A 13,467-nucleotide genomic window follows, 5' to 3' on the forward strand; every position below is an offset into this window, starting at 1 on the left:
CGAATAAGAGTATTAGCAGAGCTGATATCCAAGCAAACAGCGCTGCTAGTATTTTGTTGCTGATAAAAAGCAGCACTGCTACTATCCATGGCAGATATCCAGCCGTGGAAATTCCATGAAAAAGATCCCTTTGAGCAAATACCTAGAAGAGCACGGCACTCAAGCCGCGCTTGCTGCTGCTCTCGGCGTGAACCAGAGCGCGATCTCGCAAATGGTTCGAGCTGGCAGAAGCATCGAAATCACCCTTTATGACGACGGGCGTATTGAGGCGAATGAGATTCGCCCGATTCCTGCGCGCCCCAAGCGCTCCGCAGCCTGAGGCAGCCATTGCTTACTGCCCAACAAATGATCGCCGAGGCACTGGCAGGGCGCCACTGAAACAAATTTGAGGTTTTACGAATGGAAGATTTTCTGCGGGCGTGCCAGAGCGCTGTCCTCGACAACGAAGCCAAGACCCTTGCTGCAAAGATGGGCGTTCCTCACGTTGGCCTGCTTCAGCGCGCCAATCCGGACAACGACGCACACCACCTGACCGTGGAGCATTTGTTCGGGATTCTGTTGCACACCGGCGACGTGCGCCCTCTGGCTGCACTGGCGAGTGAATTTGGTTTCGACCTCGTCGCAAAAGTTGCGCCGGAGCCGCAAGCGTTGACCAAGTCACTGATTAATGTCGGCAAAGAGGTCGCCGATCTGACCATCGCGGTGCACCAGGCGCTGGATGACAACCACGTCAGTTCTTTCGAGAAAAACTTGATCCGCCAGGAGATCAACCACGTTCGGCAGAGCCTAGACGTGATGGACGCCTCGGTGAAGGCCGCCTGAATTCCGGGCACAAAAAAGCCGACGGAGAAGGTCGGCTAATTCGCAAAACTAGAGAGGCCCGATTATGCAGAGCCATCCCATTTCAAGCAATACCTTCAACAGTGTCGCGACACGTTTTCAAATTTCTCAAAACGTGTCGCGAGCTTTTGTCTTTTCCGCTCACGTCAGGAACATCTGACATGCAGTTCACCGTCACGATCAATCAGGTGAAGGCGTTGGAGTGGGGGCTGAATTCTCAGCAGGCCCTGCTGTTCGCCCTCGTCTACGGCTGCCCGAGCTGGACAAAGCCAATCAAGACTGACGACGGGATCTTCTTCGCGCTGAGCAAGGCCAAGATCGTCGAGGAGCTGCCGCTGCTCACTGACAAGCCAGACACTGCTTATCGCATGCTGAAGGCCCTGGAAGAGGCGGATTTGATTGAGCTTTCCAGCACCTCGAACATCACGCTGTTCCGCCTGACCGAGAAGGCGATCGAATGGAACCCCAATCCCATGGGGCACGTCAGCGCTTATCAGCCGGCTATCCAACTACCTCGTCGCCGAACAAAGAAAAAGCCCATCCCTTCAAAATTGCGAACTCTCGTTTTTGCTCGGGATGGACATGTCTGCCTGCGCTGTGGCTGTTCGGTGCGACTCCGCTTGAGAGCTGACCATGTCATTCCAGAGAGCCAGGGTGGCGAAGCATCCATGGAAAATCTTCAAACACTGTGCATGTCCTGCAATAGCTGGAAGGGTGTTCAGACCATCGATTTTCGCGGTATCACCGGAGGTGCCGCATGAGCATGGGCCTTATGGTCGCCGCTATGAAGCTTCGCGTTGGTAACCCACTGCGTAAGCTGGTTCTCATCAAGCTGGCAGACAATGCCAGCGATATGGGGGAGTGCTGGCCGTCCTACCAACACATCGCCGATCAGTGTGAGATCAGCAAGCGTTCCGTTATGAATCACATCACCGCGCTGTGTGAGTCAGGGCTGCTGCGCAAGGAAATTAGGAAGGGTGGGCCGAAGGGCAACTCGTCGAACGTTTACTTCCTGACCCTCGATGGTGGTGCACCTCCCGCACCAGGGGTAGTGCAGCAGATTCACCAGCGTGGTGCAGCAGGTTCACCCCCTAGTGAATCTCCTGCACTAGGGGGTAGTGCAGGAGCTGCACCCAGAACCAGTCACTCTTCTGAACCAGTCAATGAACCGGTCATTGAACCAATTGCACCCCCGGCTTCCGCCGAGGTTGTGCCGGCTCAGTCCCGCAACTTGGTGCTAGTGGTTGATCGCACCGATGCGCCACGGGTCGAGATCCCTGCCGATATGCCAGGCCCAAAAGATCAGTCCTGCAAAACCTTCAAGGTCTGGGCGAACTACGCCATGGCCTACCGCAAGCGCTACAGCACTTGGCCGGTGTGGAACGCCAAGGTCGGTGGCCAGCTCGGCCAACTGGTCGACCGCCTCGGCGCCGATGTCGCTCATCACGTCGCCGCGCACTACCTGAAAACCGGCGATGCCGCCGTTCTGCGCAAGTGTCACAGCCTCAACGAACTGCTGGCCAACGCCGAGAGCTACCACACCCAGTGGGTGACCGGTCAGCGCATCAACGGGACTACCGCGCGCCAGATGGAACGCACCGAGGCGAACGTATCCGCCGCCGAACAGGCCGCGCAAATGGTCTTGGCGAAGCGCAAAGCAGGAGAGCGCAATGAGTACCTTTGAAATGAACGACCAGCAGGTTGCTGGTCTCGCCGCTGCGATCTGCGCTACAGCCGAGGCCATGGGTCAGGAGATGAACCCAGGCACCGCGGCGATGATGGCCGAAGATCTTTGCGCGTACTCGGTGCCTGCTGTGAAGGCTGCGCTGAAGGCCTGCCGCTTCGAGGTGAAAGGCAAGCTGGCGATGGCCGACATCCTCCAGCGAGTGCAGGCCGCTGACGGCCGCCCGGGCAAGGACGAGGCCTGGGCGATCGCCATGACCACCAACGATGAATTCGAAACCGTGGTGCTGACCGACGAAATCCAGCTCGCGCTGGCCGCTGCAAAGCCTGTCCTCGATGCGGGCGACAAGGTCGGTGCGCGCATGGCGTTCAACAGCGCTTACGAGCGCCTGGTGGGGCAGGCTCGGGAGGACAGCAAAGAGGTGAACTGGCATGTGTCTGTCGGCTTCGACGCCAACCGCCGCACGCAGGCGATTACCAAAGCCCTGCAAATGCAGCGAATCCCACAGGAGCGCGCTCAGCAGTACCTGGCCGACTTGAGTGTCGCGCCGGTCACTGAAGACGGTAGGGCCGTGGTTGCGCTGCTCACCGGTGAGGTCGCGCGGCCTTCCCCAAAACTGCGCGAGAGGCTCGCCGCGGTGAAGGACTCGATGCTGGCGATGCGCAAAGCCTCGGACGAGGAAAAAACAGAACTGCGAATTTTGGCAGCCAACGAGCTGGCTGATCGCCGGGCGCAGCTGATTCGGCAGGCCGAACAATTGAAAGCAGGGAGCGCGGCTCAATGACCGATACCACTGAACAGAAAAAGCAGGCTGAGGCCAGCTTCAAAAACTTCCACCGCAGCCTCTGCGAGCGCTTCGGCTACTTCCACGATGAGATCGACTGGCAGCGTGACCTAGTTTCGCTGGAAGAGCACATCGCCACTCAATTCAGCCACGTCAATGCGGAAAACGCGGCGCTGCGTGGACAGGTGCAAGCGCTGCAGCGCGGTGCCGGCCAGTTTCAGGAACAAAACGATGCTTTGCTCGAAGGCATGACACGCATCATGCAGTCGACTCGCTTGGGCGACCCGGCGTTTGCCATAGCGTGCGAAGTGGTTGGGGAGCTTGAGCATTCCGCTGGCAGTCGAGCGGGTGGGGAAGGAACAGAATCCAGCCTCTCGCTTTCGCTCAGACTTCCGAAAGGTTCGCGCGCGCATGAGGCTGGTGAGCAGAGTTTATGCAACGAAAAAAGCGTGATCAAGGGGGTGGACCATGGCTGACAAAATCTCCGTGAACTGCCAGGCCAAGCTTTCCGAGGCTATCACCGCTATCAGTGCCATGTACCGCGACAAGAAGTTCGTCGTGGTCTCGCTGCGCCCCGGCAAGGACCGAACGCTGGACCAGAACCGGCTGTGGTTCGCGATGTACAAGCGTATTTCCGAGATGACCCAGATCGGCGACGCGGCCGACGCCAGGTGCTACTGCAAGCTGCACATCGGGGTGCAGATCCTGCTGAGCGAGGACGCTGGTTTTCAGTCTGAGTGGTATCGAGTGATGCGGCACCTGCCATACGAGGCGAAGCTCGCCCTGATGGGGGAGTGCAAGCTCTTTGGTCCTGACGGGTTCCCGGTGACCAGCCTGTTCAATCGCGCCCAAGGCGTTGCCTACACCGACCGCATTGTCGCGCGCTTTGCGCCGCAGGGCGTGTACTTCGATGATCTGCTGAGCCAGGAGGCTGCGTGACGATCGAGCGAAAACCGCCCCGCGCCAAAACATGCCGCGTCCCAACTTGCAGGGAATCATTCGTCCCTGCGCGCCTTGGACAGGCAGTGTGCAGCCCAGCCTGCGCGCTGAAGGATGCGCCACGGAACGAGCGGAAGGCGAAGCTGGCCATCGCCCAGCGCAATCGCCGCGAGATAAAGGTGCGCAAGGAGGCTCTGAAAACTCGCGCCGATCACCTCAAGGACGCTGAGAAGGCTGTGCGCGATTACCGGCGTACCTACGAGCTGAGCATCGGCAGCGGCTGCATCAGCTGTGGAGAATCGCAGGAATCGATTCTTGCGGCGCAGGGCTGGAAGACTGGCGGCGCGTTCGACGCCGGCCACTTTCTCGGCAAGGGCGCCCGGCCGGAGCTGCGGCTGGTGCCGACCAATATCTGGCTTCAATGCAAAAGCTGCAATGCTGGCTCATCCAAGTACGCCCGAAAGGGCCAGACGGTTTCGCAAAGCTTCCGCGCTGGCCTGATCGCCCGCATCGGCCTGGCAGAAGTCGAAGCGCTTGAAGCCGACCATGAACCACGAAAACACACCGTAGAAGAACTCAAGGCGATCACCGCTGAATACCGGGCCAAGACCCGAGAACTGAAAGAGGGGCAGGCAGCATGAAACTGATCAACGCAAGGCAGGTATGGACTGAGGCTCAGCACGAATCGAACGCTTCGATCAGCGCTGCGGCCATTGACCGGGCACAGTCGGCACCGGTTAAGAAGGGGGCCCGGATGCGTCGGCATGAAGCCGTATTCGCCGCACTTGGTGAAGACAAGGAAGAGCGCATTCAGGTTGTGCGCGAAAGGATCAGTATCAGCGAGACGCGTCGCACGCCAGTTGGCCGCTCAACCGCACGCGCCGCGCATCTGGCGATGATTGGCAAAGTACTGCGCGCGATCGACACGCTGCCGTTCCAAGTACAGCAGTTCGGGCACTACCTGTATCACCCGGCGATGAACATGCGACATCTACTGAACGCGGTACTGCTGATCACTGCCAAGGCGGCGCTACCCGATCTGACCTCGGCCAAGCGAGTGAAGGCGCAGTACCTCGTTACTCTGGCCCTGCAGTCGTACAAAGGAGAGGTTCAGGGGGCGGCGGAGTGGGGGCCGGCGCGGGTGTCGGCTGAGATGGATGCCTTCTTCGGTGTGACAATCGACCCGAAAAATTGGACGCGTGACTGGTTGGGATTGTGGGAATCCCTGAAAGAAGTCATTAAGGAAGTGGATATTCAGGCACAGCAACCGCTATGGCAGGTGATCCACGCGGAAAAAGATCAAGAAGCGGCATAATCATGTTGACATGACGGCGTTTCGGGCGTACTTTTCCCATAGTGCACAAGTAACGCGAAACGCGCTTAGACATTCAAGCCCGGCCAAGCGCCGGGTTTTTTGCTGAGGTGATATGGATACTGCCGGCCACCAGCTCGACCAAATCTACTTCGTCACAATTTACCTACCTGGTTTCTTTTCGTTTGTATTGGTCATCGCCTTATCAGTGCTTCGGAGGCGGTTTTTCGTCATACCGCACTGGATAGCTATTTTGCTCTTTACGATAGGGTTGCTGATCATCGGCGGTGCGTTACCAGTATGGCGAGCACTCTTTCCTGAGCCATGCCTTTACTACCCTTTTAAGCCATTGAGCCCGTGTTGGATGGAGCCATCAGCAGCATTTCAGATGGGACTATTTGGCGGGCTTGTCGGTGCGCTAATTGCGCTGGTGGTACTCAAGGTTTCGCGGGTAGCCGCTAGGAAAATAAGCCGTGTCAGGTAGTAGAAAGCCCGCCCAGTGCGGGTTTTTTTATGTCTTGAATTTACCTGTAGCCAGGACAGCGCTCGGGAAGGCCTAGTAGCAATTTAATGGCGCTCAGTACAAGATGCTCCTCCTAATGATCGCCACGGAGAGCGATATGAACGAAGTGAATGTGCCAGTAAAACGCAACGTAAGCTTCCTGCTTGGTCTTGGAATCGTTTTCTTTCCCATCGTGTTTGTTTGGTTTCTGTTAAGGAAGGAGCATTCGGTTCTTGCGCGCATCATTGGTTTCGGGTGGCTGATTTTGGGCATTCTAGCGATATCTGTAGCACCATCTTCCGGCACTCGAAACTCAACGCAATCCACAGCCTCGATCGCAACTGCACCGGCAACTGTCTCCTCATCAGCACCCGCGACTGCACCCGCGGAGCCTATGAAGGCATACACCGCGATTCAGGTTGCCAAGAGCTATGATGAGAACACTGTTGCTGCTGATGCGCTATTCAAAGACAAGAAGGTAAAAGTCACCGGGCGTATCACCGATATCAACACCGACTTCATGGGTAACCCCTATCTGGTTCTTGCTGGTACCAACCAATTTATGGGACCGCAATTTAAATTCGAAAAATCAGATATGTCCGTTATGGCTGCTCTGAAGAAGGGCGCCACTGTGAGCGTTATCTGTACGGGCATTGGTGATGTTGTTAAAACTCCAATGTTCGAGGATTGCTCAATGGCTAAGTAGTTTGCCTCCGCGCAGCGTTTTTCGTAGTAATCAAGCCCTTGCACTCGCAGGGGCTTTTTCGTTTTCGGCCCACATACCCATTGCTCGGAGCTGGGAATGCAGTGGAGCTGATTCAGTCTGCAGGCCACGGCCTGCCATTTTCCTAACTCCCTAAAGGGGAGGAACCGAGATGCCAAACATGCCAGACAAACCAGACACATGGGCGATAGCGCTTGCGTGGTTGAGCCAGCATTCGCCGATCCTCTATGCGGCTGCGCTGTCCTGCGCTATGGCCGTCTTGAGGATCACTTACGGTGGCGGCACGCGTCGCCAGATGTTGGTGGAAGGCGCCATTTGCGGCGGCCTGACCCTGACCATCATCAGCGGCCTGGACTTCTTCGGACTGCCACAGAGCATGGCCACCTTTGCCGGTGGCTGGGTTGGCTTCCTGGGTGTGGAGAAGATTCGGAACATCGCGGATCGGGTGACTGACTTCAAGTTGCCGGCTCGGAAAGGCGAGTAGGCCTCTTCAGGCTCTAGCTCGTTTAAGGGTAATTGCGAGCATTATCGAAGACGTGATTCCAGGCATCAGGAATATGCATGTGGCCTCTGGGATCTCGCGAAGGTAGTAGGCGACGATCAAGCCCCAGACCATGGTCAACACTGCACCAAACGCGAGTAGCCGAGGATTTCGAATATGGGGCGATGCTGCCATTGCGAGCGCGTAGATTTTCCAGGCCGAACCGATGCCGAAAATCGAGATGAGGCAGATACCAATGGATGCGGCAACCACGAAAAGGGTGGTCGGAGCGATAAATATGGCAGGGACAAAAAGTCCGATCATGCCCGCAGTGAAAAGTAGCGTGATCGGTAGAAGGCCGACAACTGCACCAATTGAAAACACGATGCGCAGTTTTGTCAGGTTATCCATTTCCCACGCCTTGAGTCTTTTAACGCCAATCAGGCGGCTTTATTACCGGTATCCGACCACCATGGCAAGCATTGAGTGAGGCATGGCTGGGTAGATGTGCCGCAGGTGAGTGCGGCACGGATGTCCAGATCTTAAAAAGTCTCTTTTTTGTGGCCTGTGCGGGCTTCTCTGTGTTTGCGGTCAAGCTCAATGAACTCGTCTGTCGGCTCGCCATTGTGAAGTGCTACATATCGTTCTGACTCTTGTCGTGTAAGTCCGACAAACAGTTCTTTGTCGGATTCAACTATGAGCGCTCCCGTCGCTTCCAATTGCTTCCTGTTGAAGCTGGGAAGATACAGGGGCTCCACTCCCGAGTTCAGTAGGCCACAAGCACTCACCGCCTCATCCTCAAATTGATACGGGCCGCCGACATAATCACCGTCGGCCTGCGAGTCCTCGATCTGATAGCAGTATTGATCGATCGGGAGCGCGGGTGGCTGTGCCCCATGTTGAATTGCGATAAGTGCCACGTTTGGGCGGCGCACAACACTGTATCTGTCGTTCATTGAATCCATCCTTGTGTTTGACGCTTACCAATACCGTCAACCAGTTTGCATTTCAAGCAATCGGGACAATCCATGACAATCAGACAACCCGACTGGAAGGCGATCTAGCATGCCCACCCAGCCGAGATTGCAAACTTCAGGGCTTACTGAGCAGGCAAGCAACGATCCCGGGGTTCACACATTCCGGAGCGATCGTGAAAATGACGACTGCTACTGCAAGCACTAAGTAAATTGTGTTTTTCATCCTTCGAGCCTCGTTGGTTAATGAGCGCTCATTAGGCCGGGCTGGCTCGCGAATAGGCGGGCAATCTGCCCCTCTTTTAGGGGCGAACTCTGAATTGAGAAGGTTCTTCTGGTATGAATCGGCCGCTTCCTCCTGCGTCATTGGTCGAGCTATCCGATCTTTCGGATTTCGGCACTCGCCTGATGCCTGCCCCCGAAGTATGGGAATGGCTCCAAACCGAGATCCTCACCGAGACTGGCAGCATCCACAACGAGGACCATGCCCATCTGATCGACGCGGACATTCGTGTGATGTGGGCTTCTGCTGCCTTCACGAAGAAAGGGCAAACGGTGGTTGGCCAGGCTGAGCAGGTAGCGTTCCGCGCGGGTGGCTGGCAGAAGGCCCGGATGGAGCAGCAGATGCGTGATTGGTTCGGCGAAGTGCCGGGCTACATCATCACCCTGGCCGCCGACTACTGCGCTGACTGCTCCGATGCTGACTTCTGCGCTCTGGTCGAGCACGAGCTGTATCACATAGCCCAAGCGACCGATAAGTACGGCCAGCCAGCCTTCACCCAAGAAGGTCTTCCCAGGCTTGAGATGCGCGGACACGACGTTGAAGAGTTCGTCGGTGTAGTCCGCCGCTACGGTGCAAGCCCGGCAGTTCAAGAGCTGGTGGACGCTGCAAACAATCCTGCTGAGGTGGGGAAATTGAACATATCGAGGGCCTGCGGAACCTGTCTGCTCAAGTCGGCCTGATTCTGGACAGGCTCTGGACGGATGAAAATCTATGGCAGCCCTTCAAAACGACGTGAAGGCCTTTATCGTTCAGGCCTTGGCGTGCTTCGACACGCCTTCACAGGTTGTTGAAGCCGTCCAAAAGGAATACGGGATATCGGTGACCCGCCAACAGGTGGAGACACACGACCCGACAAAGACATCAGGGAAAGGCCTGGCCAAGCGCTGGGTGACGATGTTTGAAGATGCCCGCAAGCGCTTCCGCGAGGAAACCGCCGAGATCCCGATCGCGAACCGAGCATATCGACTCCGCGCCATGAACCGGTTTGTCGAAAAGGCCGAATCGATGAAGAACATCGGCTTGGCCATGCAGATACTGGAGCAGGCTGCGAAGGAAGTCGGCGACGTCTACGTCAATCGCCACCGGAAGGATGAACCAGATGACGAACCGGCAATCCCGACGCGTATTCAGGTCGATGTAGTGGATGCGAGGAAGCCGAATGCCGAGCCTTAACGTTCCGCAGTCGCAGTTCCTCCTGTTGCCCCACAAGTTTCGCGCCTTCGTTGCCGGCTTTGGCTCCGGGAAAACCTGGGTTGGATGCTCGGCGCTCAGCAAGCATTTCATGGAGTGGCCCGGCGTCAACGCTGGTTACTTCGCGCCGACCTACCCGCAGATCCGCGACATCTTCTATCCAACAATGGAAGAGGTGGCCTACGACTGGGGGCTGAAGACCAAGATCAACCAGGCGAACCATGAGGTTCACATCTACAGCGGCCGGCAGTATCGCGGCACTGTGATTTGCAGGTCGATGGAGAAGCCGCAGACCATTGTGGGCTTCAAGATCGGTCACGCTCTGGTCGATGAGCTGGACGTGTTGACGTCGATCAAGGCGCAGCAGGCTTGGCGCAAGATTATTGCCCGGATGCGGTACAACATGCCCGGGCTGAAAAACGGCGTGGACGTGACCACGACGCCGGAAGGCTTCAAGTTCGTCTTTCTCCAGTTCGTGAAGCAGTTGCGCGACAAGCCGGCGCTGAAGGAAATGTATGGGCTGATCCAGGCCAGCACCTTCGACAACGAACTGAACCTGCCTGACGACTACATCGCCTCGCTGATGGAGTCGTACCCCGAGCAGCTGATCCGCGCGTACTTAAACGGTCAGTTCGTCAACCTGACGTCCGGGTCGATCTACCACGCCTACGATCGCAAGCTGAACCAGTGCTTCGACACGGTCCAGTCCGGCGAGCCGCTGTTCATCGGCATGGACTTCAACGTCGGCAAGATGGCGGCGATCACCCATGTCAAACGTGATCAGGGCCTGCCGCGAGCCGTGGACGAGTTGATGGATGGCTACGACACGCCGGACATGATCCGCCGCATTAAAGAACGCTACTGGGAACACACCGGCAACGACTTCAGAAAGACCTGCGAGATCCGTATATACCCGGACGCCTCCGGTGATTCCCGTAAATCGGTCAATGCCAGCCTCACCGATATCGCCATGCTCAAGCAGGCAGGCTTCACGGTCATCGCGCCGGCTGCCAATCCGCCAGTGAAGGACCGGATCAACGCCATGAACGCCATGTTCTGCAACGCGCAGGGCGAGCGGCGCTACCTGGTGAACCCGTTCACATGCCCGACCTACGCCGACGGCTTAGAACAGCAGATATGGGCACCCAACGGCGAGCCGGACAAGAGCCAAGGCAACGACCACGCCAACGATGGCGGTGGTTACTTCATTCACCGCGAGTACCCGATCATCAAACCGGTCACCGCTATCAAAATGGGATACGCCCGATGAGCAACGACGTCTCCTTCAAGCGGGCGGACTACATCGAAGCACTGGATCGCTGGTCGACCGTTCGCGACGTTTGCGCCGGCCAGCACCGGGTTGTCGACCGACTGCCTTACATCAACGCTCACGACAAGTCGCCGGAGAACGTAGAACGAAACAAGGCCTATCGCGAACGGGCGGTGTTCAAGAATGCCACCGGTCATACGCGAAATGGCTTGCTAGGCTTGGCGTTTCACAAAGACCCGACGTTGGTCGTTGCGAAGAAGATGGAATATCTGCAGGACAACGCCAACGGCTCCGGTGTGAGCATCTACCAGCATTCGCAGGGCACGCTCGAAAAGGTGCTTGAGGCTGGGCGGCATGGTCTGTACGTCGACTATCACCAAGACAGCGGCACCGGTGGGCACTCGGTGATCCTGTCGTATTGCGCCGAGGACATCATCAACTGGCGTACAGGCATGGTGAACGGGCACAGCGTGCTTACCCTGGTGGTGTTGCGCGAGTCGCCGGAGATCGAAGACGGCTTCGGTTTCAAGGTGGTCGAACAATACCGGGAACTGGCTCTCGAGGATGATGGCTTTGTCTGCCGCGTTTGGCGCCGATCCGGGCCGAAAGGTGGCGGGCCGTTGGCCGTTGTTCAGGAGTTCAAGCCCACAGGAGCCGCCGGGCGCTTGAAAGAGATCCCGTTCACCTTTGTCGGCGCGCAGAACAACGATCCGAGTATCGACGAGTCACCGCTTTACGACATCGCCATGATCAACCTGGGCCATTATCGGAACAGCGCCGACTACGAGGACAGCGTCTTCTGGTGCGGCCAAGCCCAGCCATGGATTTCCGGACTGGACGAGCAGTGGCGCGACTGGATGGAGAAGAACGGCGTTTACGTCGGCTCCCGCGCTCCGATGATGCTGCCTGCCGGTGGTCAGTTCGGGTATGCCCAACCATTGCCGAACACGCTGGTCAAGGAGGCAATGGCCGACAAGAACCGGATGATGATCGAACTCGGCGCCCGGATGGTCGTGGCCTCTCTCTCGACCAAAACGGCGACCGAAGCCCGTGGTGATCAGTCAGCATCGACATCGGTGCTCGCCGGCTGCGTGGCGAACGTCAGCGAGGCGTACACCCGGGCGATCATGTGGTGCTGCACCTACATGGGCGTCGACGACGCGAAGGTTGCATACCAGATCAACCAAGAGTTCGTGGAACTGACGGCAGATCCGCAAATGATCACCGCGCTGGTCGGCCTCTGGCAGAACGGTGGATTCGCCAAAGCGGATCTTCGGGCCTATCTGCGCAGACTGGGCCTGATCGCGCCAGAGCGCACTGACAAGCAGATCGATGACGAGCTGGCAGAGCAGGGCGACGGCCTGGGCCTGGACGATGAGGGCGTAATCGATGGCAGCAAACCAAGCAATCCTTGACGCCACGATCCGGCACGCGGTCTTCCTTGAAAAACTTAAGGCCGGGGAGGTTGGCAAGTTCGCTCCCTTCCTCAAGGAGATCGACCGCTCGATCCGCGACCGGCTCACCCAGTCGGATCTGACCGAGTACAACGTGAGGCGGCTGGAAGCGCTACTGAAAGAGGTCGACAGTCTGCTGCTGGGCATCTTCGACCGTTACAGCGCGCAACTGAACCTCGACCTGATCGACATCGCCAACTACGAGGCTGAATTTGAGGCGTCGAGCCTGGCCCGGTCGGCTCCGGTTGGTGTCTCGTTGGATGTAGTCGCGCCGACGGCAGCGGCTATTCGCACTGCGGTGCTGACCAATCCCCTCAGTGTGCGCGGCACCGGCGGCGGTAAGCTGCTGAAGTCGTTCATCAAGGGCTGGACCAGTGCCGAGCGTGAGCGTGTCACCGGCGCGATCCGGCAGGGATTCTTCGAAGGGCAGACGAACTTCCAGATCATCCGCAACATTCGCGGCACCAAGGCAGCCGGCTACAAGGACGGCATTCTCGCCACCACTAACCGCAATGCCAGCACGGTGGTGCACACAGCGATTCAGCATGTGTCGTCACAGGCGCGAATGGAGGTGGCCAAGGCCAACACGGACATCGTGTCCGAGGTTGAGATGGTCGCCACGCTGGACAGCAAGACCAGCCAGCAGTGTCGGTCGATCGATAAGCGACGGTTTCCGGTCGACTCCGGGCCGAGGCCTCCGTTTCACCCGAACTGCCGCACTACGTTTGTCCTGCTGACCAAGCTCAGCGAGATGTTCGCCAAGGGCGCTACCCGCGCTTCGGTGGGCGCAGATGGAGCGGGGCAGGTCAGTGCTAGCCTCGACTATTACCACTGGCTTCAACAGCAGCCGGCGTCGTTTCAGGACGTCGCGATCGGCCCTGTTCGGGCCAAGCTATTCCGGGAGGGTGGATTGACCGTTGAGCGTTTCGCCGAGCTGCAGCTGGATCGCAACTTTGCGCCGCTGACGCTGGCACAAATGAAGGGGCTCGAGCCTCTGGCATTCGAGCGCGCGGGAGTCTGATATAGGAT

18 protein-coding genes and 1 pseudogene are annotated in these 13,467 nt (G+C 57.8%); 17 read left to right on the forward strand and 2 right to left on the reverse strand.

The genetic code is table 11. The features are described 5' to 3' along the window. Window positions 1–115 precede the first annotated feature (115 nt). The 12 genes and pseudogenes from AC3WMV_RS20720 to AC3WMV_RS20775 all read left to right on the forward strand — a co-directional run bounded on the left by AC3WMV_RS20720 (window position 116) and on the right by AC3WMV_RS20775 (window position 7,269). Window positions 116–319 carry a Cro/CI family transcriptional regulator gene (locus AC3WMV_RS20720; RefSeq protein WP_103367543.1) on the forward strand — a complete coding sequence of 68 codons (204 nt, stop codon included), beginning with the start codon at window positions 116–118 and terminating at the stop codon, window positions 317–319. An 80-nt stretch (window positions 320–399) separates the two neighbouring features. Further along, on the forward strand, window positions 400–822 hold the full coding sequence (locus tag AC3WMV_RS20725; RefSeq protein WP_103367542.1) for a phage regulatory CII family protein: 423 nt from the start codon (window positions 400–402) through the stop codon (window positions 820–822). Window positions 823–1,001: 179 nt separating this feature from the next. Beyond that, window positions 1,002–1,311: pseudogene (locus tag AC3WMV_RS20730) on the forward strand (phage replication protein); the annotation flags it as partial. A 2-nt stretch (window positions 1,312–1,313) separates the two neighbouring features. After that, the gene (locus AC3WMV_RS20735) at window positions 1,314–1,601 is read left to right on the forward strand and encodes an HNH endonuclease (protein WP_256584904.1); all 288 of its coding nucleotides are present in this window, start codon (window positions 1,314–1,316) and stop codon (window positions 1,599–1,601) included. Continuing rightward, window positions 1,598–2,524 (forward strand): helix-turn-helix domain-containing protein, encoded by a 927-nt coding sequence (locus AC3WMV_RS20740; RefSeq protein WP_103367540.1) that lies wholly within the window; start codon window positions 1,598–1,600, stop codon window positions 2,522–2,524. The genes AC3WMV_RS20735 and AC3WMV_RS20740 overlap by 4 nt, the downstream gene beginning before the upstream one ends. Beyond that, window positions 2,511–3,308, forward strand: coding sequence for a hypothetical protein (locus AC3WMV_RS20745; RefSeq protein WP_103367539.1), 798 nt, complete (start codon window positions 2,511–2,513; stop codon window positions 3,306–3,308). The genes AC3WMV_RS20740 and AC3WMV_RS20745 overlap by 14 nt, the downstream gene beginning before the upstream one ends. Continuing rightward, a complete protein-coding gene (locus tag AC3WMV_RS20750) occupies window positions 3,305–3,784 on the forward strand; it encodes a hypothetical protein (protein WP_007965024.1) in 480 nt (159 codons plus the stop codon). Before AC3WMV_RS20745 ends, AC3WMV_RS20750 begins: the two co-directional genes overlap by 4 nt. Further along, entirely contained in the window at window positions 3,777–4,247 is a 471-nt protein-coding gene (locus tag AC3WMV_RS20755; protein ID WP_103367538.1) for a NinB/YbcN family protein, read from the forward strand. Before AC3WMV_RS20750 ends, AC3WMV_RS20755 begins: the two co-directional genes overlap by 8 nt. Beyond that, window positions 4,244–4,888, forward strand: a complete 645-nt coding sequence (locus tag AC3WMV_RS20760; RefSeq protein WP_103367537.1) for a recombination protein NinG — start codon at window positions 4,244–4,246, stop codon at window positions 4,886–4,888. Before AC3WMV_RS20755 ends, AC3WMV_RS20760 begins: the two co-directional genes overlap by 4 nt. After that, a complete protein-coding gene (locus AC3WMV_RS20765; protein ID WP_103367536.1) occupies window positions 4,885–5,562 on the forward strand; it encodes a bacteriophage antitermination protein Q in 678 nt (225 codons plus the stop codon). The genes AC3WMV_RS20760 and AC3WMV_RS20765 overlap by 4 nt, the downstream gene beginning before the upstream one ends. Window positions 5,563–6,179: 617 nt before the next feature. Further along, a complete protein-coding gene (locus tag AC3WMV_RS20770; protein ID WP_158248885.1) occupies window positions 6,180–6,767 on the forward strand; it encodes an OB-fold protein in 588 nt (195 codons plus the stop codon). A gap of 169 nt (window positions 6,768–6,936) precedes the next feature. Continuing rightward, window positions 6,937–7,269, forward strand: coding sequence for a phage holin, lambda family (locus AC3WMV_RS20775; protein ID WP_103367533.1), 333 nt, complete (start codon window positions 6,937–6,939; stop codon window positions 7,267–7,269). A 6-nt stretch (window positions 7,270–7,275) separates the two neighbouring features. On the opposite strand, the gene AC3WMV_RS20780 is transcribed toward AC3WMV_RS20775, so the two are convergent. Then, on the reverse strand, window positions 7,276–7,677 hold the full coding sequence (locus AC3WMV_RS20780; RefSeq protein WP_103367532.1) for a hypothetical protein: 402 nt from the start codon (window positions 7,675–7,677) through the stop codon (window positions 7,276–7,278). A 131-nt stretch (window positions 7,678–7,808) separates the two neighbouring features. Beyond that, window positions 7,809–8,222: a hypothetical protein gene (locus tag AC3WMV_RS20785; protein ID WP_103367531.1), complete on the reverse strand. Its 414-nt coding sequence runs from the start codon at window positions 8,220–8,222 to the stop codon at window positions 7,809–7,811. Between the two features lie 357 nt (window positions 8,223–8,579). Between AC3WMV_RS20785 and AC3WMV_RS20790 the strand changes: the two genes are divergently transcribed. The 5 genes from AC3WMV_RS20790 to AC3WMV_RS20810 are packed head-to-tail and all read left to right on the forward strand — an operon-like array spanning window position 8,580 to window position 13,459. After that, complete coding sequence (locus AC3WMV_RS20790; protein WP_103367530.1) at window positions 8,580–9,203, forward strand: putative metallopeptidase; 624 nt, start codon at window positions 8,580–8,582, stop codon at window positions 9,201–9,203. 31 nt (window positions 9,204–9,234) lie between these two features. Further along, window positions 9,235–9,696 carry a DUF2280 domain-containing protein gene (locus AC3WMV_RS20795; RefSeq protein WP_103367529.1) on the forward strand — a complete coding sequence of 154 codons (462 nt, stop codon included), beginning with the start codon at window positions 9,235–9,237 and terminating at the stop codon, window positions 9,694–9,696. After that, on the forward strand, window positions 9,683–10,984 hold the full coding sequence (locus tag AC3WMV_RS20800; RefSeq protein ID WP_103367528.1) for a terminase large subunit domain-containing protein: 1,302 nt from the start codon (window positions 9,683–9,685) through the stop codon (window positions 10,982–10,984). Before AC3WMV_RS20795 ends, AC3WMV_RS20800 begins: the two co-directional genes overlap by 14 nt. Then, entirely contained in the window at window positions 10,981–12,399 is a 1,419-nt protein-coding gene (locus AC3WMV_RS20805) for a DUF4055 domain-containing protein (protein ID WP_103367527.1), read from the forward strand. The genes AC3WMV_RS20800 and AC3WMV_RS20805 overlap by 4 nt, the downstream gene beginning before the upstream one ends. Next, window positions 12,374–13,459 carry a minor capsid protein gene (locus AC3WMV_RS20810; protein WP_103367526.1) on the forward strand — a complete coding sequence of 362 codons (1,086 nt, stop codon included), beginning with the start codon at window positions 12,374–12,376 and terminating at the stop codon, window positions 13,457–13,459. Before AC3WMV_RS20805 ends, AC3WMV_RS20810 begins: the two co-directional genes overlap by 26 nt. Window positions 13,460–13,467 lie beyond the last annotated feature (8 nt).

It is taken from the genome of Pseudomonas sp. FW305-3-2-15-E-TSA4 (assembly GCF_058787295.1).

Excerpts from the sequence above, each read along its gene's own strand:
- AC3WMV_RS20720 (WP_103367543.1), top strand. The coding sequence starts at position 116 with ATGAAAAAGATCCCTTTGAGCAAATACCTAGAAGAGCACGGCACTCAA.
- AC3WMV_RS20725 (WP_103367542.1), top strand. The coding sequence starts at position 400 with ATGGAAGATTTTCTGCGGGCGTGCCAGAGCGCTGTCCTCGACAACGAA.
- AC3WMV_RS20735 (WP_256584904.1), top strand. The coding sequence starts at position 1,314 with ATGGGGCACGTCAGCGCTTATCAGCCGGCTATCCAACTACCTCGTCGC.
- AC3WMV_RS20740 (WP_103367540.1), top strand. The coding sequence starts at position 1,598 with ATGAGCATGGGCCTTATGGTCGCCGCTATGAAGCTTCGCGTTGGTAAC.
- AC3WMV_RS20745 (WP_103367539.1), top strand. The coding sequence starts at position 2,511 with ATGAGTACCTTTGAAATGAACGACCAGCAGGTTGCTGGTCTCGCCGCT.
- AC3WMV_RS20750 (WP_007965024.1), top strand. The coding sequence starts at position 3,305 with ATGACCGATACCACTGAACAGAAAAAGCAGGCTGAGGCCAGCTTCAAA.
- AC3WMV_RS20755 (WP_103367538.1), top strand. The coding sequence starts at position 3,777 with ATGGCTGACAAAATCTCCGTGAACTGCCAGGCCAAGCTTTCCGAGGCT.
- AC3WMV_RS20765 (WP_103367536.1), top strand. The coding sequence starts at position 4,885 with ATGAAACTGATCAACGCAAGGCAGGTATGGACTGAGGCTCAGCACGAA.
- AC3WMV_RS20770 (WP_158248885.1), top strand. The coding sequence starts at position 6,180 with ATGAACGAAGTGAATGTGCCAGTAAAACGCAACGTAAGCTTCCTGCTT.
- AC3WMV_RS20775 (WP_103367533.1), top strand. The coding sequence starts at position 6,937 with ATGCCAAACATGCCAGACAAACCAGACACATGGGCGATAGCGCTTGCG.
- AC3WMV_RS20780 (WP_103367532.1), bottom strand. The coding sequence starts at position 7,677 with ATGGATAACCTGACAAAACTGCGCATCGTGTTTTCAATTGGTGCAGTT.
- AC3WMV_RS20785 (WP_103367531.1), bottom strand. The coding sequence starts at position 8,222 with ATGAACGACAGATACAGTGTTGTGCGCCGCCCAAACGTGGCACTTATC.
- AC3WMV_RS20790 (WP_103367530.1), top strand. The coding sequence starts at position 8,580 with ATGAATCGGCCGCTTCCTCCTGCGTCATTGGTCGAGCTATCCGATCTT.
- AC3WMV_RS20795 (WP_103367529.1), top strand. The coding sequence starts at position 9,235 with ATGGCAGCCCTTCAAAACGACGTGAAGGCCTTTATCGTTCAGGCCTTG.
- AC3WMV_RS20800 (WP_103367528.1), top strand. The coding sequence starts at position 9,683 with ATGCCGAGCCTTAACGTTCCGCAGTCGCAGTTCCTCCTGTTGCCCCAC.
- AC3WMV_RS20805 (WP_103367527.1), top strand. The coding sequence starts at position 10,981 with ATGAGCAACGACGTCTCCTTCAAGCGGGCGGACTACATCGAAGCACTG.
- AC3WMV_RS20810 (WP_103367526.1), top strand. The coding sequence starts at position 12,374 with ATGGCAGCAAACCAAGCAATCCTTGACGCCACGATCCGGCACGCGGTC.